The sequence below is a fragment of the Pseudomonas sp. P135 genome (assembly GCF_020312125.1).
GTDB classification, from domain to species: Bacteria; Pseudomonadota; Gammaproteobacteria; order Pseudomonadales; family Pseudomonadaceae; genus Aquipseudomonas; species Aquipseudomonas fragariae.
The window spans coordinates 1-23,593 of sequence record NZ_JAGPYR010000033.1 but is presented as its reverse complement, the minus strand read 5'-3'; the positions used below and the strand labels follow the sequence as shown (position 1 = coordinate 23,593).

The following is a 23,593-nucleotide window of genomic DNA, read 5'->3' as shown; positions in this document are numbered from 1 at the left end:
GGCGCGCAACACCGGTCGCGTGGTCGATGGCGAAGAGTTCCGCTACGACGCTGCGGCCAACCGCCTCAACTTCAACACCAGCCGCTTCGATCACGTCAAAGACAACCGCCTCAAAAAATGGAGCAACCACGAATACAAGTACGACGCCTGGGGCAACCTGATCGAAAAAGTCGTCGGCATCGTGCGCTGGCAGACCTTCACCTACGACTGCGAAAACCGCCTGGTCAAAACCGAGACCATGGCTGACACCCAGGTGGAAAGCACCAGCAGCTACCAGTACGACAGTCTGGGCCGAAGGGTCGCCAAACAGTCCGAGATCAAAAGCCAAACCGACCACAAACGCTTCCTCTGGCAAGGCTTGCGCATGCTGCGTGAGGAAAGTCCGGGCCAGAGCAGCCTGTATGTCTACGAGCCCGGCAGCTATGCGCCGCTAGCCCGTGTTGACGAGAAAGAAGGCGAGATAGAAAACAAGGTTTACTACTTTCATACCGACCAGATTGGTACACCGCTGGAGATGACCGACGCCGAAGGGCAGATCGTCTGGCAGGCCAAATACCGGGCGTGGGGCGCGGTGGAAAAGCTGGTGGTGAACGAGGTTGAACAGAACCTGCGGTTTCAAGGGCAGTATTTTGATGTCGAGACGGGGCTGCATTACAACACGTTTAGGTATTATGACCCGGAGATTGGGCGGTTTATTACGCAGGATCCGATTGGGTTGGAGGGTGGATTTAATCTATACGGCTATTGCCGTAACCCTACGGCGTGGGTTGATCCGTTAGGGCTGGATTGGAATTACTTCCTGACTGACTCCACTGGTGAGCCTTACTATCATGGGCGTGCATCAGACAAGACTTCGTTGAGTGATGTAATGCGTCGTCACGGCAATAACGTGGGGGCAGATGGGGCTAGATTTGGGCCGGGTGATAGTATTTCGCAGGTGACGCCTAAAGGAACACACATTGATACCGTTCGGGGTATTGAGAACGCAGGCATCAGAGAAAAAACTGTATTGGGTCGCGGCAACCCGAATGTGCGAGGCAATACTATTCATGGCATCTCTGATGCAAAACTTAATAAGCCTAAAGGCATTGTTCAGGTGAAAGCGGCCAATCAACATTTGGACGCAAAAGGAGTGAGCAAGGTGAGCTCACTACCAGGTATTGAAACACGCACACATGGCGGCATTAAGTCGGCAACATGCTAGAGGTTAAAAATGAGTAGCAAACTAAATAAAGCATTCAACGAATATCTGATTGCAGGCTCGTTGAGCAGTATGAAGAATACCGAACTAGCTGATCTCCTACGTGAAAGCAATGTAATTATCCCGTCAAAAGACATGAGTCATGACGAGCTTATCAAGGCGCTCCGAAATGAAATGGCACTGGTTGAAAAGAAGGATATTGTGGAGTCTTTTCTAATAGGTTTAGAGCGTGGAGAACCACAAAAAAGAGCGGCTCTTTCTGCATATGCAATCATGCTGAACTTTCCTGATCACTTATTAAGTTCTCATGATGATGTTCGGTGTGACATTTGTGGTGCATTTAAGCAACAGGAAATAGATTTTACTTTTTGCAATATAGTAAGGCATCTCGGCGGTGTAGTCATAAGTGGCCTGCCTGATCAAATGTATTTCTTTTTGAGAGAAAGCCACAAAGAACACTCTGAAAAACCAGAATCGGTATCTTCCTTAGAGAAATTATTAAATATTATCAGAAGCTCAGACTCAGAAGACACGCCTATTATCTTGGAGAAAAAAATCAGAAATGCGCTAACTGTAAAAATGAGCAAAGAAGAATCTAGAGGCTTGCTTGATCTGTTAGGTCATATAGGTGTCTTGGAAAGCCCCGAACATAAAGGCTTTATCGATACCTTTAAAAATCTTGGGCTCGTTCCAAGAAAGTCACGTTCAACAGACTGGAGCTATCCTGTAGACTTCTGGAAAGGAGAGTATGGAGTAAATGAAAAAGCTGTAGACTTTTGGTTTGGGGACTATTTGAAGTGTACTGGATGAGCTACAAAACGCACTCCTAGCAGCATACGTAACTTTATACCTGCACCTGGCCGATCGCTCTTTAAAATACAAGATATGATGGCGTCAATGTTTCTTATCCGCTTTCTACCGCGTTTATATTTTATTCAGGCACCGGGACGACAGCCAGATTAGTAACGATCAGCACTATCACACTGGAAAAGCTTAGAGATGCAGAAAATAAAACCACACAGGAAAGGGAATCCGACGGCAGCGCCAAAACCTTTACCGATAACGAAATGGACCAGGTACTGACACACAACGATGGCAAAGGCCAGACCATCACCTACGAGTATGGCAAGGCCATTTGCCCGTCGCACTGACCAGTGAAAACGACGCAATATACCGTTTTGCCTAGTACAACGCAGATCGCTTGATTGAAAAAACACATCGACAACCTGAACGGCTATTTCTGCTACAACCTCGGCGTGCATCTGACATAGGTCGAGGACATAGGCCAGAGCGGATAGAGTGAGCAGACGACCCTGCAAATGCTAAAAATTTTGATTATGAAGGTATGGAAAATGAGATACCTTTACTGTTTAATCAAGAGAGCCAGGACACTTGACTGAAGATGTACTTAAATATAGATATCCGAATATGTCTGAATCTAATCAACCTACCAGACCATTTTTTTGGTGGCGATGATCAGACTGAGAAAAATCCTGCACGGAGCTTAGAGCAAAGAGTTTTCTATGATCGGGGCGGGCTGGAAAAACCTCTAACCGGCAGAACCCTGTCGGGATAAAAAGACCAAATAGAAAGAGTTAATTTACTGCAGCAGATGAATATCGTGCGACAGCAGCAGGTGCAAAACTTAAAACCGGAGCATCGGGATGTTGAAAAGCATAAAGTGGGTAGAAGATGCAGTGCTCGTTGTCAAGGTCGACGATGTGACATATACATTAGCCCAAATGAGAAAAAATGGGCTGATGGAATTCTTTGATGTATTTAGGTCAAATAACAGCTGGGAAGATGTTGACCTTAACAAGTGCAAGTTACTATTTTGTATTTTTGTAGCTGAGAAACGTCTAAAAAATATATTCTTAAGAATCCTCAATGACAACGAGGTTATAAAAAACTCTAGACCTATAAGAAAAGAAATGCTTTCTTTTGAGTGGGTTTCAGAAAATGTATACACATCAAATCTTATAGAGTTGAGTGATAGCTACTCCAGCGTTGGTGGACGAGTGATCAAGACTGCTCTTTCAGACAAAAGCGATATTGAAACCATCAACGCACATGAATTTTGTGGCGTTTTCGGGGATCCTAAAAAACTTTTAGATAGGCTTAAGTTTTTTAAAGAGACGGAAATAAACTGGGATGAACAAAAGAAGTTTATTTATCCCTCTATAGAAAGACCCACTGGATTTCCTATAGAATAACGCCTAGGGTCAAGTATGAATCCGCACGACCTAAATCTTTTTAGGTCTAAAACCTTTAAGTCAGGAAAAAATGACTGTCAGACTGAAAAACCCTTAATCTGGCGGTGCGGGGTGATAAACTGGCCATGCAAGGGGAATATTCTCCCTGCAATCACTGTAAAGTCATGGCACACCAAGCTCTAAAATTACTGATGCCTGAGTGTCGCTAATAGAGGAGAAGCATGGTGAAGAATTTTTCTGCATCTACCATAAAATGTTACGAAGAAGATAATGTTTTAGTTATTGCCTTAAGTGATGACTTAGTGGCCCCTTCTAATTTCATTATTATTACGCGTCTTGACGATGAAGATAACGCGACGGTAAATGATGGCATCGGCTTTCAAACTGATCAGGCAGAGTATGAGAGGTCTGATGCAATCGAAAAGGTTATTTTGCACTCCAATAGCCTGGAAGTGGTGGTAAAGCCTGAATTTGCCAGTTTTTTTGGTGGCTCAAGTATTTTGGCAGAAATACCCCTAGAGAGTCACGATTCGTCGGAGCAGGTCCGCACCCTGAAAGATGCATTGCTGAGTATTTTTAATGGTACTCAGATTGAGTTGGTTGTTTAGAATCTCGCGAAGCGCTGATTTATTCTGCGTCGTCACAGCAACGCTCCTATTGAAACCAGAGAGTAAGTCCATCAGCAAAGACAACTGACCACCGAACCCAACCAAGGAAGAAAAATGGGTAAACAATCTCGCAGCAAGCGGGCCTCGCCGGAGCCTATGGTGATTTACCGCAGTCACGTTGCCGCTTTCCGCTCGCGTTATCTGCTGTCCTTTCTGACTCCGATCTTCATGGGCATATTTTCCCTCGCCATTACCGCAGGCACGATGGTCGATGCGTACTTTCCAAATGAACCGGAGAGAACGGGCCAGTCGATGATGCTCATGATGGGCGTATCACTGGTCTTGAGTTTCGGCGGCATCATGATGAGTCGTGGGCATGCCTGCGGAATGTGGATATTGGCGGCCATTCTGGTGAGCTGCTTTTTCGCCGTGTTGCCCACTGCTCCTGCACACTGGCGGCGTTTTGAGTTGATGCTTTACGTGCTGGGGCTGCTTTTCCCGTTGCTGGGCCTTTTATCGCTCAACAGCGAGCGCGGCCGGGAGTTGCGCATGCAGTGGAGGATTATTCGATCCGAACGCAAGGAGATCCGTCAGGAGATGCGGCGGAGCAAGGATCTCGAGGTGCATCGTGAAAACCTGCGCAAGAGAAAGGCGCTACGCCAATAGCCCGGGCCCAACGAGGACTTTATCGCGCCCAACAAAAAACCCGCCGAAGCGGGTTTTTCCAAGACCATCCCGACTCCCTGTCGGCTGCCTCCGAGGCGATGGTCGATCATCCTTGATCCTGGTGAACTCCTGTTCACCACTTGATGGATCCGATATTACGGAAGAAGGACCAGGTCGGAAATGGCCAAATCCCTCCACCGCGTGTAAGCGTTTGGCTATACCTTGTCGAGGCGGCATGAAGAGCTCGGGGCGCAATTGCGTAGTACGCCACCTCGAAACTTCATACAATCGCTCGCTGATTACAAAAGCAGCAACATCAGAGACACAGGATTTCCCGGAAGAAAACGTCACCCCACGGAACACAAGGAGTAGAACCATGAGCACGACAGATCAGACCCAAAGCACTGGCCAGCGCAGCGCCAAGTGGCAAGAGCGTTTCAATTTTTTCGAGACGTATGGTGCGCCGAACGATCCACGCTTCAAGCCGGCAGTGAACGCGCTGCCTGACTTCAAGAAGAAGTTGCTTGTCTGCACCAACATCATCGCGTTTTTCTTCGGTCCGATTTACTTCTTCGTGCTGGGGCTGTGGAAGAAAAATCTGGCGCTGATCGGCGTCATTATTGCGGTCAACATCGTTATAGCGCTGCTTTTCGGGATCCTCGGAATGGAGGTTCCCGCCGCATTGGGCACCGGCTTGAACGTCGTGTTTTCTCTAATGTACGCCCTGACGGCCAACTACTCCTACTACCTCAAGGAAGTAAAAGGCGAGCAAGGCTGGAACCCGTTCAAAGGCATGCGTCTCTGACCTGCAGATGTAGCCAGCTGAGCACCCGCACCGCTCAATGAGCGTGCGGGTTGGCTGTGGATAACTCCCCTCGGGCTTTATGCCTGCCCTTCCACCAGCCGCAACTCCCCATCCACATACAGCACTTCGCGCCCCACCCACGCCAGATCAACCTGCGGCAGCACGGCCGAGGGTTTGCGCAGTTCACGCAGCAAGGTCGAGCCGTGCGAGAGACGCCCGCCCATGCGCGCGATCACCGCGCGGGCGTTCTGGTAGTGCGCGTGGCGTCCGGGGTCGAGGGTGTCTTCCAGCAGGATGTCCTCGCCCAGAATGCCCTGGACCTGGCCCGGATAGATCATGAAGCCGGTGGCCTGCTCGGTGCCTTCGCGGCCGTCCTGCCAGAAGCTGCCTGCACGGCTGCGAATGTCCGGATGGGGCGCAAACCAGTGTTCGCGGTCGGCGCTGGGCATGGCGTGGTGCAGGCGGAAGAACAGGCGCATCAGGTTGTCGCGATACCACTCGCGTACTTGCAGGTAGTAGCCGCGCATGCCCGGCAGGCCTGCGCGGTGGGCGATGCGAATGAAACCCGGCCAGGTCGGGAAGGCCTGTAAAGGCAGGTCAGTGGCTGCCGGGCGCGGGGTCGCGGGGTCGGTTTCCCAGGACAGCCGGTGCGGGCAATGCTCCAGGTCGTCGTAAGCGGTCGGCGGACGTCCCAGCAGGTCTCCGCCGCTGCTGGCCAGCGAGGTGGCGATGCACAGGTTGCCTTGCACGACGAATACGTAGAAACGGGTGAACCAGTCAGCCAATTGCTGGCCGTCAGCACCTTGGGCCGTGAGGGCATGCAGCTCTCGGTCGAAGCGGTGCAGTTGCTTTTCCAGGGTCAGCAAGTGGCCACGCGCGATGCGCTGCATCCGCAGAAACACCGGTAATGAGCGCACCAGACGCAGCGGTCGCCACGGAAGATGCGGGGTCGCGCCGCCGACCTCGTCGGCGTAGCTGCTGGAGGCGATGCCCCAGTCAGCCAGACGTGCGAGAAACAGGTCGTTGTTGATGTAGGAAGCTGCGCCAAACAGTGCGGTAAATGGCTCGTTGTCCTGCAACACGCGTGAATCCCAACGCGCCATGATCGCCGGGATGCTGCCTGCGGCACGCCGCTGTGCGTACTCGACCAGCCTGCTGGGCTGTGGCGGCAGGATCTCCGCAATATTGGCGGCGGTCAGGTGGCGGCGCCAGCCGTAGTCACTGATCGGGCGGTACTGCAGCAGCCACAGCTGGCGGCCATCCCAGGCCCACTCCACGTCGCCCGGCACGTAGTGGAATACGCGCAGAACGCCCTGCAGGAAGTCCCAGAGCACCTCCTCGGTCAAACCGTGGGATGGCTTGAAGCCCCCGCTGCTCCAGGCCGCGCCGAGGCGGGAAATGATCGCTCGCTCAGGACTTGCCTGACCGTCGGCCAGCGACTCCAGATGGCCTTCCACCCACTCCAGCTCGACCGACAGGTGACGCACGAAAGCGATGCCGGAAAGCACCGGCGTAATGAAGCGCTGCACCACAACCTCTTCGACGCCAGCGTTGTGCAGCTCTGCGACGCGCGCGGGTACGTTGTGGCCGGGCTCACGAAGAAAAGTGGTGCTCAGACCGGCATTGGCCGCATCGGCCTGATCCTCACCGAAGCTGGATGAGCGCACGGCCCAGATAGCGTCAGGCTGACGGGCCAGAAACGCGGGCAAGGCCGAGTCATCGCCCTGCTCCAGAGACAGTGCCTCGGGCACCGGTTGCCCGGCGATGGCCGCCAGACGTAGACGGCCGCCTTTGGTGTGCGCAACGAAGCCGCGCTCGCCCGACTCAAGCCACTGCGCAAACTCGGCCGGCGCGTCGATCCACGGGTAGTGACCCCAGCCCGGTTTCAGGCTGATGGTCAGGTCGGCACGCGCCAGAATGGCCGACCACGCGGCTGCCTGCTCGATGCCCAGGACCTTGTCCTGATCGCCCCAGACCAGCTCTATCGGATCCTGCACCCACTCCAGCAGCGGCAACGCGGTGTCGGCACGCAACAGATCCCAATACGGCACGAAAGCACGGCAGCGGGCGTAACCGGAGCCCATGCGCTGGTAGTGCGCGGCAGGCCAGGTCTGTCTGGAAAACTTGTGCGCAAACAGTGTGGGTTTGTTGGCCAGCAGCCAGTGAATGGTCTTGCGAATGGGCAGCGGCGACATCAGCGCAGGCAAGCGCCGCCGCCACAGAAAAGCCCCCACCGGTGCCAGCAGCACGCTTCTGCAGAAATGCCCCGGCTGGCGCTGCAAGGCATGCATGACCAGCAAGGCATTGACGCCCACAGCGACGATGGCGCTGCCCTTCACGGTCGCCGCCAACAGCGCATCGGCGCAGGCGGCAAGGTCTTCGCAGGGTGGCTGAGGATTGTTGCCGAAACCTGGCAGCTCCAGCGGCACGACCTGATGCTGCTGAAAATGCGGCAGCGCGTCGTCCCACCATTCTGCACTGCTGCCGTTGCCCGCCAGCAGATACAGCAGCGGCAAGTCAGACATGACGAGGGTCCTTCGACGAGTGGACAGCCGAAGTGCGGCGATCATGGCGATACAGCCAGATCAGCGGCGGCAACAAGGCCAGCAGCGCTGCCAGATCGAGCCACACATGCGACCAGACGCCCCCACGCACGGAAATCAGGATGTCCTGAGGCGCCCAAAGCAGCAGGCCCGCAATCAGCCAGCCCCAGGGCATGGCGCTTTTCAGGCGGTTGCCCAGGTGCACCAGCGCCAGCATGTACACGGAATACGTTTGCAAGGTTGCGCCGAACAGCGCCATCCACCAGACCTGTTGCGCGCGAGCAGCGGCGGGAACCGCCTCGGTCCAGAACGCCTGCTCGAGGCTAGTCAGATAGCCATCGAGCAAGCCGGAAAAGCCTGCCCAGGTGAACACCAGACTGCCCAGCACATGCGCAACTGCGACGGCATACAGCCAGATCACCAGTGTACGGCGCAGGGTGTCAGAAGAGAGCGGCATACCAGGTCCTTGAATCGTCCTTGTGAGATGGCGAGTTTAGCGATTTCTCGATGGGCTTAATACGAGCATGGCCAAACTGCTCAGACCTCCCACTGTTGAACAACTGTTATTAATGCCAGTAGACAGCTTTTCTGCCGCGGCCTAATTTTATCCTTCAGTAGTCAGTAAAAAACGCAATCAAGGAGATGATCATCATGGTAGATGTAATGACACGTGTAAAAGAATTGGTGGCCGAGCATTTGGAAGCAGCGCAAGAAGATGTAAAACCGACATCTGACATAACCAAGGATCTCAAGGGTAGCAGTTTAGAAATTGTCGAGCTCGGCATGGCTCTGGAAGAAGAATTCAACATCAAGATCCCGGATGAAGACTTTGAAAAATTCAAAACGGTGCAAAACATAGTTGACTACATCTCAAAAAACAAAAAATAGACACGATGTAGGCTAACAGCCCACCACACTTGCTGAGTTCCCCAACGCCAGTTGCAGGCCCTTTGCCTCCAGTCAAAACTACCAGTAGCCACCAACCCGCTTTGCCCTTCAATGTACGGCTCCGCTCGTCAGGCCATCTGCCGGGCGAGCCCTGCAGTCGGGAGTAGCGGTGATGGATGCGCTGAATGTCATCAATATCGACACTGACGGAATCAACTCGCTGTTCACTATCGTTCTGCAATACGGAGCGACTGTTGTTTTGAGGTTGGTGATCGCCGCATTGCTGTGGATTGTCGGTCGCTGGCTGATCGGTGTGCTGGTCAGGATGGCGCAGCGTTCGCTGACGCGGCAGCGGTTTGATCCGACGGTTCTGCGCTATGTCGGCTCGTTCATCACGGTGACGCTGCATATCATTCTGGTGATCGCCATTCTGAGCTATTGCGGCATCGAGACCACCAGTTTTGCGGCGCTGCTGGCGGCCGTGGCGCTGGCGATCGGCATGGCCTGGTCGGGTTTGCTGGCCAATCTGGCAGCGGGGGGGTTCATCATCGTGCTGCGGCCCTTCAAGGTCGGCGATCTGATTTCGGCGGCGGGCGTGACCGGGACCGTTGTCGAAATCGGCTTGTTCGTCACGTCGATCAACACTCCGGAAAACGTGCTGAATCTGGTGGGCAACAACAAGATCTTCTCTGACACGATCGTCAATTTTTCCAGCAATGCTTTTCGCAGCGTCGAACTGACCGCGACATTGCCAGGCACCGCCGACGAGCAGAAGATCATCCCGCGCCTCAAGGATCAGATCGCCCGCCTGCCCAATGTACTGAGCAGCCCCGCTGTCGATGTGCACCTGTCCTCCACAACGGCCGACTCCATCACCCTGTCGGTACGGCCCTATTGCCACAATGATCATTATGATTCGGTGCATCGCCAGACGCTCGCCCTCATCAGAGCGTTGATGCTGCACCTGTCCTGAGCGGCACGCATAGGCAAAATTCATCGCCCTTCAAGCTCACCCCAACCTGTTGGCAGCCGATCAATAAGGATCGGTCCATATTCCGCGTGGCCTCTGCTTTTTTATCTTTACGGGTTTAACCATGAGCCTTTTATCTCGTTTTCGGGCCGGCACGTCGCGGACCGAGGGCGCCATCAGTGTCATTACGTCCGCCCGAGAATTGAACGCCAAGCTGTCTGCGCTGAGCTTCGATCCGGTCTATCTGACCGGTTTCGTTTCGCCGCACGTCGACTTCGATCAGGTGGCCAAGTCTGTCGCTGCGCGCTTTCCCAACGCGAAGATCAGCCTGTGCACAACGTCAGGCGAACTGTGCTCGGGCAATAATTCGCTGTACTGCGCGGCGGATAACCAGTGGGACCGGATTGTCCTCGCGCTGTTCGACTCAAGCGTCATCAAGAGCGCGGAGGTGGTGCACATTCCGCTGCACAGCGAAGACATTCGCGGTGCGGGCAAGCGACTGTCAATGCGTGAGCGCATTGCGCGCCTGACCGACTCGATCAAGCGCACGCAGATCAACACCCCCATCGACCACCGCGATACGCTGGCCTACGTCACATTCGACGGGCTGTCGGCGTCGGAGTCGTTCTTCATGGAAGCGCTGTATGAGTCCGGGCGCTTTCCGTGCCTGTTCGTGGGCGGTTCTGCGGGGGGCAAAGGCGACTTCAAGAAGACCTTGATTCACGACGGCAAACGCAGCTACGAAAATCATGCCCAGGTGGTGTTTCTCAAGAGCGCAAAAAACGTGCGCTTCGGCGTCTTCAAGAGCCAGAACTTCGAGCCGACGCCATTGAGCCTGAGTGTGCTGACGGCCTCCCTGGAGGAGCGTTACATCAGCCAGGTGGTCAACGCCAGAGGCGAGATCGCCACCATGGTTGCGGCGCTGTGTGACGCGCTGAAGTGCGAACGGCATGAGCTGGAAGGCAAGCTGGCGCAGTACTCGTTCGCCATCCGGGTGGGCGAAGAGCTGTTCGTGCGCTCGATTGCGCGCATCGATTATGAAAGCGAGCGGGTCCACCTGTTCTGCGACGTGGCGCCCGGCGAAGAGCTGGTGATGGTCAAACGAACATCCATGATCGACACCACGCGCAAGGACTTCGCGCGCTTTCTGCAGGGCAAGTCCGGAAAGCCGCTGCTTGGTCTGTTGAGCGACTGCATCCTGCGGCGCCTGAACAACGGCAGTGAGCTGGGCCGGATGAACGATGTGTTCGGTGCGACGCCGGTGGTGGGCTTCTCGACCTTTGGCGAGATTCTGGGGTTGAACCTTAACCAGACGCTCACCGCGGTGTTCTTCTTCAAAGTGCCCGAAGGCCAGCCGTTCCGCGACGACTACATCGATAACTTCATCGCCTATTACGGCGAGTTCAAGGCGTTCTTTCTGCGTCGGCAGATCAAGAAGCTGGCTGGTCTGAGCCATGTGGTGGTCAAGCAGATCGATCAGTTCAAGCAGCGCAACTTCGTGCAAACCATTGACCCGAGCGGTCTGGACGAGCAGATCCGTCCGGTGTTCGGTGGCCTGAGCGACCTCGGCGATGTGCTGGTCAAGGCCCACCATGATCAGGAAGAAATCGCCGCTCAGTTGCGCCACTACTCTGGCGAGCTGCATGTGTCGATGGACGAGCTGTCGCAGACCATCACCCAGCAGGAAACGGTTATCGACAAAGCGGGCAATACCGTCAAAAGCCTGGTCAGTCAGGCGGACGAGGTGGTGCTGGGCTCGCGGGAGCTGGCCAAGTCCAGCCTGCGCATTCAGTCGGTGGTGCAGACGATCCAGCAGATCGCCGGACAGACCAACCTGCTGGCGCTGAACGCCGCCATCGAGGCTGCACGGGCGGGTGAAATGGGACGTGGCTTTGCCGTGGTGGCCGATGAAGTGCGCCAGCTGGCGCAGAAGACGTCGCAGAACGCCAACGACATCGGCACCGATATCGAGCGCCTGGCCGAGGAGATTCGCAAGGTGGCGCAGCACATCGAGGAGCAGTCCCTTGAGGTCGGAACACTGACGGGGCTGCTGTCGGAACTGGAAGGCTCCAGCGACATGACGGCGGGCACCTCGCAGCGTACCCGGCAACTGGCGGATACCCTGCGCGGGCTGACTCAGTAGCAGCGCCTGCGTCAGGACGGCATATTGCCCGTCCTGACGCAGACCGAGTTACAGGCGGCTTACTGGTTACCCAGCACGCCGACCTTGCCCATGACGTTGCTCATGAACTGCTGCACGGTCATTTTCTGGCCGTTGAAGTCGACCATCTGGTTGGCGTAATGCAGGTCGGAGACGATGTTGTCGCCGTCGACCTTGGCCAGTTGCATCATCTCGGCCATGGCGCTGGCCATGTCGCCAGCGGCCTTGGCCTGATCGGCGATGACCTTGAGGTCGGTCTGGCCTTCACGAATGGCTTGCTGGGTCGCGAGGTCGCGAATCATCGGCTTGGACAGGACGACCTTGGCGTTGACTTCGCCCAGGCTCTTCATGAGCAGCGCATCGGAAGGCTGATCGAGCGGGCCTGGATCGGCCAGGTCCACGGCGATACGCATGTGGCTTTCACCGTTGCTGGTCTTGAGCGAGAGCTTTTCCAGCTCGATGTGCGGTTTGGCCGCCAGCAGCGTTTTCATCTGGGTGTTCATCAGCTCCTGATCAGCCGGGCTCAGCTCCAGGCGGAACGGACGTTTCTCCTGCGCGGCCAGTTGCTGCTGAGGCAGGATTTTATCCTGATACAACTGATACAGCGCCTGAGTCGCCAGCACATCGAAGTTGGCGATCTTGAAGCCCATGTGCGCAGAACCGACGTCCTTGCCGGCGTAGGCGATCATGCCGGCATCGTAGTTGATCTGCGCTGCCAGGTTACCGGCATCTTCCTGCGCCAGGTTGGTGTTGGTGAAATCGCGAATCTGCACCTGTGGCTTGCCCACCACCTGGAAACCCGCGTTCTGGATTTTCATGTTGGTGTGGCCCAGATAGAAACCGGACTTGCCTTTGGTACCACCCGTGTCGAAGGTCATGCCTTTGATTTCGATGCTGACCGGGCCGTCGGGCGACGCGACATTGAGTTGCAAATTGTCCATGTTGCCCGCAAGGCTGAATTTCTCCGCGTCAGCGGACGACTCGGCGTTCAGGTCCAGACCTGAAAAACGGAACGTGCCGTCGACGTCGGTCATTTCCAGCGGAGCCATCTGCAGCGTGCCTTTGGTGGCGCGGTCATAGCCGATGCTGGCCTGACCCGTGAGCGGTGGAACGTCCTTGCTCATGGCGAACCATTTCTCGGCGCTGGGGCTTTTTTCCATCTGGAAATTGCTCAGGGCCATGACCGGCAGCAGGTTCAGCGTCTTCAGATGCGACAGCGGAATGGGGCCGTGCTCGATATGGTCGACAAACAAGAACTGGCCGCCCTGGGTGCTATCGGACAGGTTCTGGATGTCGACGCGGTAGTGCGCCGTGCTGCTGAAGAAGTGCTTGTCGAGCGAGAGCATTTCCAGTTTGACGCTGGTGTCCGTGCCTTTGAACGACTTGGCCAGCTCCTGATTGGCCTTGCTGATCGAGTCGTTCAGCGCGCCTTCCAGTTGATTGCCGGTGTACCAGGCACCGGCCGTAGCCAGTGCGCCCGCTACGACGATGACGCCAATCGCTATACCTGCTGATTTATTCATAGTGACGTGAAGATATCCGTTCTGATGATGGGAAAGTCGTACCGGGACCGGCAGCGCCGATTGAAAGCCGCGAGAGACTATCATCGGCAGATCCCGAGAGCCCAGCCTTCATGGCCATTTCTGTGGGCGCGTCGCCCTTCTGTAAGCGCGTTGGACATGGCCTTGTGCCTTTTGTTGCGCATGCCAATCCCGCTGAAAGGTTTTGAAACAGACCCTAGCCACAGCCTTCCCGGAAACGTTAGGCTGAAACGAATTTGCGAACAGGACGTGATCACATGAGCGAGCAGCAAAAACAACGAGGCCCGATCAAGGCCGTCATTTTCGACATGGATGGCCTGTTGCTGGACACCGAGGGGGTTTACACCGAAGTCACCCACTTGATTGCCAGCCGCCACGGTCGCACCTTCGACTGGTCGGTCAAGCAGCACACCATTGGCCGCGGTGCCCGGGACTTCTCGGACTACGTGATCAAGGCGCTGGAGCTGCCGATGTCGATCGACGAGTTTCTCGAAGTCAGAGAGCCCATGCTTGAAGAGCGTTTCCCGCGCGCCGCAGCCATGCCGGGTGCCGAAGCGCTGGTCCGTCATCTGGCTGCGCATAATATTCCGATCGCCGTGGGCACCAGCTCGTCGGTGCATTACTTCGAGGCCAAGACCACCCTGCACCGCGCATGGTTCGAGCTGTTCGACACCGTCGTCACCGCCGACGACCCGGAAGTCGGCGCTGCCAAGCCAGCCCCGGACATCTTTCTGGTCGCCGCCCGCCGTCTTGGCGTCTCGCCCGCCGATTGCCTGGTCTTCGAAGACTCGCCATTCGGTGTGACCGCCGCCAAGGCTGCCGGGATGTACGCGGTGGCCGTGCCGGACTCGCATATGCCGGTCGAGCAATACGAGCATGCGGACCTGCTGCTGGGCTCGCTGGCCGACTTCCCGCTCAAGGCGTGGGGGTTGCCTGAGCTCGCCTGAATGACATGGAGATGCTGAGCATGAATTATCGAACCCTTGGCCAGTCCGGCCTCAAGGTTTCCACACTGACACTCGGCTCGATGATGTTCGGTGAGCAGACCGCTGCCGAGGAATCGCTGCGCATCATCGACAAGGCCAGGGATCAAGGCATCAATTTCATCGACACGGCGGATGTCTATAACGCCGGGCGCTCGGAGGAAATCGTCGGCCGGGCCATCGCGGCACAGCGCAGCGACTGGGTGCTGGCCACCAAGGTCGCGATCGGCCCGTCCGATGGTGTGCCCAATCGGGCCGGTCTGAACCGCAAGCACATGTTCAATGCCATCGAGAACAGCCTGCGGCGGCTGGATACCGACTATGTGGATATCTATTACCTGCACAAGGAAGATCACGACACGCCGCTGGAAGTGACGGTGTCGGCGATTGGCGATCTGATCCGGCAAGGCAAGATCCGCTATTGGGGCGTGTCGAACTTCCGCGGCTGGCGAATTGCTGAAATCGTCAACGTTGCGCAACGCCTGGGCGTGGACAAGCCGGTCATCAGCCAGCCGCTGTACAACATCGTCAACCGCCAGGCTGAGGTCGAGCAGATCACCGCTGCCGCACACCATGGCCTGGGCGTCGTGCCCTACAGCCCTCTCGCCCGCGGTGTGCTCAGCGGTAAGTACGCCCCGGACATGGCTCCCGACAGCGAGAGCCGTGCCGGACGTCAGGACAAGCGGCTGCTGGAAACCGAATGGCGCACGGAGTCGTTGCGTATCGCGCAGCGAATTCAGGCGTATGTGCAGGACAAAGGCGTCGGCATTGTCGAGTTCGCCATTGCCTGGGTGCTCAACAACCAGGCCGTGACCTCAGCCATCGTCGGACCAAGGACCGAGCAGCAGTGGGACGGTTATACCAAGGCACTCACGGTGGAGATCACCGCTGAAGACGAAGCGTTCATCGATTCGCTGGTGACACCCGGCCATGCATCGACGCCAGGCTTCAATGACGTTCAGCACTTCGTCTCCGGCCGCCTGACGCGCTGAGACGATAACGCCTGCGGCCTTATGCCGCGAGCGCATCACTGTTGCGCTCTGGAACGGTCGTTTCAGAGCGCGCTGTCATAAAAACAACACGTGAAACTCCTGTTACCTATGAATGCGAACTCGGTACGTGGGGTCGATGAGCGCTAAGATAGACGCATATTTTGTCGAGCTCGCCGGGCTGCAGCGCGGTCCGGCGCTCGCCGTTAAACATAATGATGTTTGTATTTTCGCGACGGACTGGCAAGTCTTGGCTAGTCTGTCGGCAACAAAGCGATTAATTGGACGTTGTCCAGCCAGGGTTGATGAAGAAGTAGGTCAATGCGCAAATCAGATAGAGAAGCCTTTCTGGGCTCCGTACTGGGCAATGAGCAGCCTCCGGCGCACCTTGCCAGAACCGTGATTGAAGAAAAGCTGCGAAACGCCATTATCGATGGCAGCCTGCCAAGCGGCACGGCATTGCGCCAACAGGAACTGGCGACGCTGTTTGGCGTCAGCCGCATGCCTGTGCGCGAAGCACTGCGCCAGCTCGAGGCGCAGTCGCTGCTGCGTGTCGAGACGCACAAGGGCGCGGTGGTCGCACCGTTGATCACCGAAGACGCGGTGGATGCCTATGCCTTGCGCATTCTCCTGGAGTCCGAGGCGTTGCGCCTTTCTATCCCATTGCTGGACGCCGATGATCTGGCGACGGCGAAGGGCTATATCGAGCAGCTTGAGGTCGAGACGGATTTCGGCCAGATCGGCAGACTCAATCGGATGTTCCACCTCTCGCTGTATGCCAAGACCCACAACAAGCGTCTCATGCGTCTGGTTGAAGAAGGCCTGAACGAAGAAGAACGCTTCCTGCGTTTCAATCTTTCCGACATGGGCCTGGGGAAGCTCTCTCAGGATGACCATTGGCAGCTGTTGCGGCTCGCCGAGCAGAAAGCGATCGAACCCTGTGTCGAAGCACTGCAGCATCACCTCAACCGTGGTGTTCAAGCCGTCACTCAATACCTGACCAGCAAAAAGGCCACCAAGGCCAAGCCGACCCGCACAGCGAAGAAAACCCCCGCCTGAATCATCAAGGCGGTCTATCCAGCAGGCGATGACTCAACGTCTGCGGATTGGCCGCTTGCACCTCCCGCCCTCCTCTTCACACCTCCTCGATACATTGCCAGGCTCAACCTCGGCATGGCGTTTTTATCGCTATTTTCCTGATCTGCCGGATGGCCCAACGTCGGAATAAGGCAAACTCGACCGTGGCGCTGAGGAAACCAACCGGAGGATGTTCCCTGGCTACGGCTGAACGGCTCGCGCAGGATCGGAGCGGTTCTCTGTTCATCTGAACTCAATGGATAAGGAGTTGTTGAACGGGGCACACAGACATTGGAAGTCATTTCCAACTTCGCCCATTAAAAAAACCAGAACCCTGATTATTCAGCACATCGGCAACGCTGGGCGAGGCATTCGCTCATTATTAATAATTCCGGCTTAATCAGTCGGGAGGGTTGTCTGCACGCCTGTAAAACGTATTCACCACGTTTTATATGGCAACTTACATGCTTAAAAAACGGCTCATTAAATATTATTAAAAAAATGATTGCAGCCCTTGATAAGTTTGTTTTAAGTTTTCTTCGTCGTCAGTGATGTCGCGGCTTACCGGGCTAGACCTCTTGATATACAAGGGCCAGCGCTCGGAAAGCCAGCGCGGCAGGGTGTCTCGAATTGAAATAACCGATGCGTGTTTGTGGCAAATCAGCCCTCACACTTCAGGCCCTTGTTCGCCTCGCATTCGGGGACTTTATTACGTGTCATCGTCGCACTGCCGATAACGCTCACCCCTTGAGTAACTGCATTACCACTGACCACCACCATGACAATAGGGACATCACTATGCTTTGTGAAAACACACTGCTCGCACACAAGAAAGTTGAACTTGGCCGTCATCCGATCTTTGCAGAAATCACCACACTGGATGTACTCCGACGTTTTATGGAAACCCATGTATTCGCCGTCTGGGATTTCATGTCGCTGACCAAGCGCCTGCAACAGGAACTGACCTGCACCCAATTGCCGTGGTTGCCGCCGACAGATGCTTCCGCTGCCCGCCTGATCAACGAGATCGTGCTGGGGGAGGAGTCCGATGACCGACTGGGCGCGGGTCATTACAGCCACTTCGAGCTGTACCTGGATGCGATGCGCGAGATTGGCGCGAGCACGGTACAGATCGAGCGCTTCATCGAACTGCAGAGACAGGGCATGCGTTACACCACTGCGCTGCAACACGTCGACGCGGGACAGGCGGCGACGGCATTCGTGACACACACGCTCGACATCGCCCTGCATGCGCCGGCACACAGCGTTGCTGCGGCCTTTCTGCATGGTCGCGAGAGTGTCATCCCGCTGATGTTCCAGACCATCCTCGATGACTGGGGCATCACCGCCGACCAGGCACCCACCTTCCGCTACTACCTGGAGCGCCACATCGAAGTGGACGCTGAAGATCACGGCCCGGCAGCAGAGCAGTTGCTGGCTCGTCTGGTTGCTGGCGACACGCAGCGCGAACGAGAGGTTTATCAGACCGCCATCGCGGCTGTGGAAAGCAGGATCCGGCTATGGGACACGCTGCGCCTGAGCATGCGAACGCCGCGCATGCAGGCCAGCGCGTAGGACCCGCTCGCAACACCCTGAAGCCTTTACAAGGAAGCCATCATGAAAGCAGAAGACTACATGTCGTTCATCGATGCGTGGGAAGGTCGCGCCACCATTCGTACGCGTCCACGCAGGATGGTCGAGAACGATGAAAAACTCATCTACCCCCTCAGCCGACAGCCGCTGGTACTCAGTGACACCTTCACCCGCGAGTGCACGCATTGGCGCGATTACGCGCTGGTGCAGAGCCTCTACAAGTTCATCAACGATGTGGTGATCTTCGAGACCGAGATCGTCGACAGGACCGCGCGCAGTATCGCCAAGGACAACTTCGCGATTCGCTTCCCGTTTGCCTGTCGCTATGACGCGATGACGGTGGTGGTCGATGAGGACTACCACGCACTTGTGGCGATGGACTTCATGCAACAGACCATCGCCCTGACGGGCATAGAACCTATCCCGTTGCCGGACGAGATTGAACTCAGCCGGGCCATTCCCGCCGCATTGGCTCTGGCCCCCGAGCATCTGCGCAGCGCGGTGGAGCTGATCTGTGTCGCCATCGCGGAGAACACCGTGACCAATGACGTGGCGGCGTTTGCCAAGGACGAATCGGTCAAGCAATCGGTGAAGGGGCTGATGGCCGACCACTTGCTGGACGAGGGGCGTCACTCGGGCTTCTGGGCGCGGCTGGTACGCATCTATTGGCATACCGCTCCCCAACAGGACCGGGAATCCATCGCCCGCATCATGCCGGTGTTCATCGCTCAATACCTGACCAACGATATTCAGAATGGCTTCGACTTCACCCTGATCGACCACCTGCAGGTGCCGGACACCGTCAAGCAGGCGCTCAGGGATGAGACCAGGGCTGTGAGTTTTCCAGTCAACCGCCATCATCCACTGGTGGCCAACATCGTGCGTTTCTTCAAGAACAGCTCGATGCTGGACGATCCTTGTGTGCAGCGGGCGCTGACGGACTATCTGCCTGCGCAGAGGGCGCTGCAATGAAGCGCCTGGAGATTGTGCTCATCGGTCACAGCCTGACCTTGAGTGAACTGAATAGCGAGCTGCTGGACCACGGGCATGGCGTGCGGCATCTGTCTGATCAGCAGGCGCTGGACGCGTTGACGGTGCCTGATGGCGGCGTGCTGATCGAAGACGGCAGCCTGGACCTGTCCGAGGAACAACTGAATGCGTTCGGCCACTGCACGCAACTGCGACTGCGGGTCGGTTTCAGCAAGGCGCTGGATCACGGATTACCCCGGCTGGAATTGCTGTGCTGGCATGGCGCAGCCGAGGCTCGACGTTTGATCGTTCATAAGTGGCTTGCGGTCGAGGAATCAGGCAACGGGCGGGTACTGCGTGATGCCGCTGTCGCAGCCATGGTGGATCTGGCGACATTGCAGATCAGCCGGTTATCCAGAGATGAAGACTGTCTCAACGGTATGACAAGCGTCACACCCGCCCGGAGCGATCGGCAGCACGGCTTGCAGGCGGTTGATCAATTGCTGTTCGAGCATCGTTTCAATCAGACAGATCAACCGCATCTGCTGAAACTGTCCGAAACACCCATCACCGAGCGGCTGGAGCAGGCGCTGCTGACGTTTGCCGAACGCCCGGCACTGTCCGTTCGCAACCGGACGCTCAGCTATCGGCAACTGCACGCGCACAGTCTCGCCATCCAAAGCTTGCTGCAGCCGTTGCTGGCGCACGCGAAAGCCGGCACACCTGCCGTGATCGGTATCTGCCTGCACAAGTCAGCCGAGCTGTATGCGGGCATTCTCGCGGTTCTGGGTTGCGGTGCGGTTTACCTGCCACTTGATCCCGGCCAGCCCGTGCAGCGTCAGCAGTACATTCTGGAAAACTCGGGAGCGATGCTGTTGCTGCACGATGGCTCGCACCCGCTGGCGGCTGCGGAGTTTCCGGCGCTGGATATCGCTACGGTTCCTGTGGGAGATGGAGCTCCAACCCATGTACGCGTTGCTACCGATCAGGATGCGCCCTGCATGGCGCTGTACACGTCGGGCACCACGGGACAGCCGAAAGGCGTATTGCTCAGCCAGCGCAATCTCAGCCACTTCACCGCCTGGTATGCCGAGCATGTGAGCCTGAGTGAACACAGCCGGGTGCTGCAATTCTCTACGCTGAGTTTCGACTCATCGATTATCGACATTTTCCCCACCTGGCTCAGTGGCGCCGAGCTGGTGGTCCCCGATGAAGACCAGCGACGTGATCCGTTGCAGTTGGTCAGCGTGCTGCAACAAGGCATCACCCATGCATTCCTGCCGCCGGCGCTGTTGAGCATCCTGCCGCTGGATCAACCGCTGGGGCTTGAGCATGTCATGACCGGAGGCGACGTCTGTGAGCCGCACGTGATTGCGCAACTCACCAGGCAATGTCATTTCCACAACCTGTACGGCCCCACCGAGGCCACGGTGTTGGTCACCGCCTGCGAGTTCGGGCCGTCCAGCAGCAACCGCCATCTGGGCCGACCGATCGCCAACAGCCAGGCGTGGATTCTGGACGAGCAATTGCAGCCCGTGGCTGAACAGACTCAGGGTGAGCTGTACATCGTCGGCCCCGGTGTCTGTCTGGGCTATGTAAACAACCCCGAGCTTACCGCCGAACGCTATGTGTGGCTGACGAAGCCGGATGGCCAGCTTATGCGTGCCTATCGCACCGGCGATATGGCCAAGTGGACGGCTGACGGCATCGTCCTCAGCGGTCGTCGTGATAATCAGGTGAAGATTCGCGGCTTTCGGGTCGAGCCGGAAGAGATCGAGCATTGCCTGCGTGACAGCGGACTGTATCGACAGGTTGCCGTGGTGATCGACAGACAGCGGCGAATTCTGGCGTTTCTCGCTCAACCGTACCTTGAGCATGACGAACAGGCACTGAAAGCGCATGTACAGCGCCTGCTGCCTGATTACATGCATCCCGCTGTCTACACGCTGTTGCCCGGCATGCCATTCGCCAGTAACGGCAAGGTCGATCGCAAAGCGCTTCTGGAAATCCCGCTGAGCTTTACCGGGCAGCACACTCGTCGGCTGCCCGAGACTGAGCAGCAACAGGCGCTGCTGGGGCTATGGAGCGAGCTGCTGGAGCTGCCGCCAGACGATATCTCGACTGATGACAGCTTTTTCAATCTCGGTGGTCACTCGATCCTGCTGTCGCGGCTGTTGCTGGGGGTTCGCGAACGCTTTGGGCGCAGCATTCCGATCAATCGCTTTATCGAAGCACCGACGGTGCTGACACTGGCCAGCCTGATCGACAGCGACGGCACCTCGGCGGGCGTCCTCAGTGCTCAGGCCCTGCGGGATGCCAACCCGGACTTTCAGCTGGCTACATTGCCCGTCAGCAGGCTGGGTGATGTTCATAAAGTGATTGTCACGGGTGCCAATGGCTTTCTGGGTGTGCATATCGTCGAAGCGCTGCTCAACCGGGGGGCGACCGAGATCGCCTGCCTGGTGCGCGAGGCTGCTGGACAAAGCGCGCAACAGCGTTTCGAGGATGCCCTGCGGGAAAACCGTCTGGACCACCTGGACCTGAGTCGCGTGCAGGTCTACCCCGCTGACCTGACAAAGCCTCGGTTGGGGCTCAGTGAAGCGGTGTATGAGCGGCTGGATCTCGAGTTTGGTGCGTTGGTGCACAACGCTGCCAATGTGAACCATGTTCAGGACTATGAAAGCCTGGTCAAAGACAATGTCGCCCCGGTCTTTGAATGCCTCAAGCTGTGTGAAGGGCGCAGTAAAAAGATCTTCAATTTCGTGTCGACGTTGTCTGCCTGCAGTGCCATCGATGCCGCCGGTAATGTGCTTGAACAGCCCGCTGCCACGACCCCGCCGATCTACATCAAGAATGGCTACAACCTCTCCAAATGGGTGGCTGAGCGCATCCTGCAATGTGCCCGGGACCAAGGTGTGTGGGTGAACATCTATCGCCCCGGCAACATCGCCTTCAACAGCGTTACCGGCGTGTGTCAGCCACAGAAAAACCGCTTGATGCTGATGCTCAAGGGTTCGCTGCAACTGGGTCAGGTTCCGGCATTCGCCATTAACTTCGACCTGATGCCGGTGGACTTTCTGGCGCGTTTCATCGGCTTCCATGCCAGCCGTTACCAGCCAGAACACGCGGTGTTCAACCTGCATAACCCCGAGCCCTTGAGCTGGAGCGACTACGTGCACGCCTTCCGCGAGGCAGGGCGTCAGTTCGAGCTGGTCAGCGTCGAGCAATGGCAGATGCAACTCAGGCGCGTCGACAGCCAGAACGCGCTGTTTGGCGTGCTGGGGTTCTATCTGGACGGGTTTGAAGAAGACATCGGCGATATCTCGATGATCGAGCACCGCAACACCCTGAACGGCATTCGTCGCATGGGCGAGCAATACCCGCAAAAGACTCCGGCGTTACTGCGCAGGGGCTGCGATTACCTGAAAGAAATCGACTTCATCTGAGCCATTACCCCCTGAGATAAATGGAGAACGACATGAACACACTTCATAGCAATCTGAAACCCGACACCCTTATCAAGAACCCAGAGGCATGCCGAGTGGTGTCCGCCGTGGAAGTCTCCGGTGATGCGGCCAGCGTGTGGGCTGTCGTCGGCAATTTCGGTGGCTTCCAGGCATTCATACCGGCGCTGGAGAGCATCGAGGTCACTGGCGAAGGTCCGGGCTCGGTTCGCAGCAAGCTGTTCAAGGATGGCAACGTGGCCATCGAACAACTGAACACACGGGACGATCAAGCGCTTTATATGACCTGGTCACTGATCCACACAAGCTTGCCGGTCAGCAATCTGTGGGCGGCAATGACTGTTGAAGCGACCGGTGACGGCGATACCTGCATCGCCAGTTGGACGATTGTTGCCGACCCTGTTGAGAATGGGCCTGAAGGGGATGCATTCGAGGCGTTTCTTCAGGGGTTTGCAGATGGCGCAATGAGTAAAGTGCGCAGCCTGTTTGGCTGATTGACGCTGCATCACAGCAGCCCGCTCGGAGCGAAAGCCTGAGCGGGCTTTTTTATTTGATGCCCCATAACGACAAAACCCCTCATCGCGTAAGCGATGAGGGGTTTCGGAATTCAATCTTGACGATGACCTACTCTCACATGGGGAAACCCCACACTACCATCGGCGATACATCGTTTCACTGCTGAGTTCGGGATGGGATCAGGTGGTTCCAATGCTCTATGGTCGTCAAGAAATTCAGTTGCCGATCCGTTAGCAGGTAACGTTCCAGCGAATTTTGGTGACTTCTACTTAAACAAAAACCCTCAGCGCGTAAGCGATGAGGGTTTCTGGAATTTAATCTTGACGATGACCTACTCTCACATGGGGAAACCCCACACTACCATCGGCGATACATCGTTTCACTACTGAGTTCGGGATGGGATCAG

At 56.6% G+C, this 23,593-nt stretch carries 18 protein-coding genes, 2 rRNA genes and 2 pseudogenes; 17 read left to right on the top strand and 5 right to left on the bottom strand.

Annotated elements, in window-relative coordinates; genetic code table 11:
- The 6 genes from KBY08_RS25905 to KBY08_RS25880 all read left to right on the top strand — a co-directional run.
- The coding region (locus tag KBY08_RS25905) for an RHS repeat domain-containing protein (protein ID WP_225651312.1) at positions 1-1,204 on the top strand (1,204 nt) is incomplete at its 5' end.
- A gap of 9 nt (positions 1,205-1,213) precedes the next feature.
- Positions 1,214-2,011, top strand: coding sequence for a hypothetical protein (locus KBY08_RS25900; RefSeq protein WP_225651311.1), 798 nt, complete (start codon positions 1,214-1,216; stop codon positions 2,009-2,011).
- An 854-nt stretch (positions 2,012-2,865) separates the two neighbouring features.
- Entirely contained in the window at positions 2,866-3,414 is a 549-nt protein-coding gene (locus KBY08_RS25895; protein WP_024640458.1) for a hypothetical protein, read from the top strand.
- A gap of 221 nt (positions 3,415-3,635) precedes the next feature.
- Positions 3,636-4,022, top strand: a complete 387-nt coding sequence (locus KBY08_RS25890; RefSeq protein ID WP_024640457.1) for a hypothetical protein — start codon at positions 3,636-3,638, stop codon at positions 4,020-4,022.
- Between the two features lie 114 nt (positions 4,023-4,136).
- The gene (locus tag KBY08_RS25885) at positions 4,137-4,688 is read left to right on the top strand and encodes a hypothetical protein (protein WP_111522795.1); all 552 of its coding nucleotides are present in this window, start codon (positions 4,137-4,139) and stop codon (positions 4,686-4,688) included.
- Between the two features lie 376 nt (positions 4,689-5,064).
- A complete protein-coding gene (locus KBY08_RS25880) occupies positions 5,065-5,493 on the top strand; it encodes a DUF2628 domain-containing protein (protein WP_122320094.1) in 429 nt (142 codons plus the stop codon).
- 77 nt (positions 5,494-5,570) lie between these two features.
- Here KBY08_RS25880 and KBY08_RS25875 read toward each other — a convergent pair whose 3' ends face one another.
- Positions 5,571-8,018 carry a PEP-utilizing enzyme gene (locus tag KBY08_RS25875; RefSeq protein ID WP_111522797.1) on the bottom strand — a complete coding sequence of 816 codons (2,448 nt, stop codon included), beginning with the start codon at positions 8,016-8,018 and terminating at the stop codon, positions 5,571-5,573.
- On the bottom strand, positions 8,011-8,493 hold the full coding sequence (locus KBY08_RS25870) for a hypothetical protein (RefSeq protein WP_024693677.1): 483 nt from the start codon (positions 8,491-8,493) through the stop codon (positions 8,011-8,013). Before KBY08_RS25870 ends, KBY08_RS25875 begins: the two co-directional genes overlap by 8 nt.
- A gap of 194 nt (positions 8,494-8,687) precedes the next feature.
- Here KBY08_RS25870 and acpP point away from each other — a divergent pair, with 194 nt between their 5' ends.
- The 4 genes and pseudogenes from acpP to KBY08_RS26965 form a co-directional block, all read left to right on the top strand.
- Positions 8,688-8,924, top strand: coding sequence for an acyl carrier protein (acpP, locus tag KBY08_RS25865; RefSeq protein ID WP_058399348.1), 237 nt, complete (start codon positions 8,688-8,690; stop codon positions 8,922-8,924).
- Positions 8,925-9,096: 172 nt separating this feature from the next.
- Positions 9,097-9,897, top strand: coding sequence for a mechanosensitive ion channel family protein (locus KBY08_RS25860; RefSeq protein WP_058399342.1), 801 nt, complete (start codon positions 9,097-9,099; stop codon positions 9,895-9,897).
- 121 nt (positions 9,898-10,018) lie between these two features.
- Positions 10,019-11,125 (top strand): annotated as a pseudogene (locus KBY08_RS26970) (FIST signal transduction protein); the annotation flags it as partial.
- Between the two features lie 555 nt (positions 11,126-11,680).
- Positions 11,681-12,037: pseudogene (locus tag KBY08_RS26965) on the top strand (methyl-accepting chemotaxis protein); the annotation flags it as partial.
- Positions 12,038-12,096: 59 nt separating this feature from the next.
- On the opposite strand, the gene KBY08_RS25850 reads toward KBY08_RS26965, so the two are convergent.
- The gene (locus KBY08_RS25850; protein WP_104652890.1) at positions 12,097-13,578 is read right to left on the bottom strand and encodes a YdgA family protein; all 1,482 of its coding nucleotides are present in this window, start codon (positions 13,576-13,578) and stop codon (positions 12,097-12,099) included.
- 275 nt (positions 13,579-13,853) lie between these two features.
- On the opposite strand from KBY08_RS25850, the gene KBY08_RS25845 reads away from it, so the two are divergent.
- From KBY08_RS25845 to KBY08_RS25815, 7 genes are all read left to right on the top strand, one after another.
- Positions 13,854-14,543: an HAD-IA family hydrolase gene (locus tag KBY08_RS25845; protein ID WP_003407919.1), complete on the top strand. Its 690-nt coding sequence runs from the start codon at positions 13,854-13,856 to the stop codon at positions 14,541-14,543.
- A gap of 20 nt (positions 14,544-14,563) precedes the next feature.
- Entirely contained in the window at positions 14,564-15,571 is a 1,008-nt protein-coding gene (locus KBY08_RS25840; RefSeq protein WP_111522801.1) for an aldo/keto reductase, read from the top strand.
- Between the two features lie 318 nt (positions 15,572-15,889).
- Positions 15,890-16,627 carry a GntR family transcriptional regulator gene (locus KBY08_RS25835; protein WP_058446836.1) on the top strand — a complete coding sequence of 246 codons (738 nt, stop codon included), beginning with the start codon at positions 15,890-15,892 and terminating at the stop codon, positions 16,625-16,627.
- An 816-nt stretch (positions 16,628-17,443) separates the two neighbouring features.
- On the top strand, positions 17,444-18,220 hold the full coding sequence (locus KBY08_RS25830) for a DUF3050 domain-containing protein (protein ID WP_024643248.1): 777 nt from the start codon (positions 17,444-17,446) through the stop codon (positions 18,218-18,220).
- A 42-nt stretch (positions 18,221-18,262) separates the two neighbouring features.
- On the top strand, positions 18,263-19,210 hold the full coding sequence (locus KBY08_RS25825; protein WP_011269373.1) for a diiron oxygenase: 948 nt from the start codon (positions 18,263-18,265) through the stop codon (positions 19,208-19,210).
- On the top strand, positions 19,207-22,653 hold the full coding sequence (locus KBY08_RS25820) for a non-ribosomal peptide synthetase (protein ID WP_111522799.1): 3,447 nt from the start codon (positions 19,207-19,209) through the stop codon (positions 22,651-22,653). Before KBY08_RS25825 ends, KBY08_RS25820 begins: the two co-directional genes overlap by 4 nt.
- 32 nt (positions 22,654-22,685) lie before the next feature.
- Complete coding sequence (locus KBY08_RS25815) at positions 22,686-23,165, top strand: SRPBCC family protein (RefSeq protein ID WP_024640450.1); 480 nt, start codon at positions 22,686-22,688, stop codon at positions 23,163-23,165.
- Positions 23,166-23,282: 117 nt separating this feature from the next.
- Here KBY08_RS25815 and rrf (KBY08_RS25810) read toward each other — a convergent pair.
- Together rrf (KBY08_RS25810) and rrf (KBY08_RS25805) are read right to left on the bottom strand one after the other, a co-directional pair.
- Positions 23,283-23,398, bottom strand: a 5S ribosomal RNA gene (gene rrf, locus KBY08_RS25810).
- Between the two features lie 107 nt (positions 23,399-23,505).
- Positions 23,506-23,593, bottom strand: a 5S ribosomal RNA gene (rrf, locus tag KBY08_RS25805); the annotation flags it as partial.

Coding starts and splice junctions, on each gene's coding strand:
- KBY08_RS25900 (WP_225651311.1), top strand. CDS start 1,214: ATGAGTAGCAAACTAAATAAAGCATTCAACGAATATCTGATTGCAGGC.
- KBY08_RS25895 (WP_024640458.1), top strand. CDS start 2,866: ATGTTGAAAAGCATAAAGTGGGTAGAAGATGCAGTGCTCGTTGTCAAG.
- KBY08_RS25890 (WP_024640457.1), top strand. CDS start 3,636: ATGGTGAAGAATTTTTCTGCATCTACCATAAAATGTTACGAAGAAGAT.
- KBY08_RS25885 (WP_111522795.1), top strand. CDS start 4,137: ATGGGTAAACAATCTCGCAGCAAGCGGGCCTCGCCGGAGCCTATGGTG.
- KBY08_RS25880 (WP_122320094.1), top strand. CDS start 5,065: ATGAGCACGACAGATCAGACCCAAAGCACTGGCCAGCGCAGCGCCAAG.
- KBY08_RS25875 (WP_111522797.1), bottom strand. CDS start 8,018: ATGTCTGACTTGCCGCTGCTGTATCTGCTGGCGGGCAACGGCAGCAGT.
- KBY08_RS25870 (WP_024693677.1), bottom strand. CDS start 8,493: ATGCCGCTCTCTTCTGACACCCTGCGCCGTACACTGGTGATCTGGCTG.
- acpP (WP_058399348.1), top strand. CDS start 8,688: ATGGTAGATGTAATGACACGTGTAAAAGAATTGGTGGCCGAGCATTTG.
- KBY08_RS25860 (WP_058399342.1), top strand. CDS start 9,097: ATGGATGCGCTGAATGTCATCAATATCGACACTGACGGAATCAACTCG.
- KBY08_RS25850 (WP_104652890.1), bottom strand. CDS start 13,578: ATGAATAAATCAGCAGGTATAGCGATTGGCGTCATCGTCGTAGCGGGC.
- KBY08_RS25845 (WP_003407919.1), top strand. CDS start 13,854: ATGAGCGAGCAGCAAAAACAACGAGGCCCGATCAAGGCCGTCATTTTC.
- KBY08_RS25840 (WP_111522801.1), top strand. CDS start 14,564: ATGAATTATCGAACCCTTGGCCAGTCCGGCCTCAAGGTTTCCACACTG.
- KBY08_RS25835 (WP_058446836.1), top strand. CDS start 15,890: ATGCGCAAATCAGATAGAGAAGCCTTTCTGGGCTCCGTACTGGGCAAT.
- KBY08_RS25830 (WP_024643248.1), top strand. CDS start 17,444: ATGCTTTGTGAAAACACACTGCTCGCACACAAGAAAGTTGAACTTGGC.
- KBY08_RS25825 (WP_011269373.1), top strand. CDS start 18,263: ATGAAAGCAGAAGACTACATGTCGTTCATCGATGCGTGGGAAGGTCGC.
- KBY08_RS25820 (WP_111522799.1), top strand. CDS start 19,207: ATGAAGCGCCTGGAGATTGTGCTCATCGGTCACAGCCTGACCTTGAGT.
- KBY08_RS25815 (WP_024640450.1), top strand. CDS start 22,686: ATGAACACACTTCATAGCAATCTGAAACCCGACACCCTTATCAAGAAC.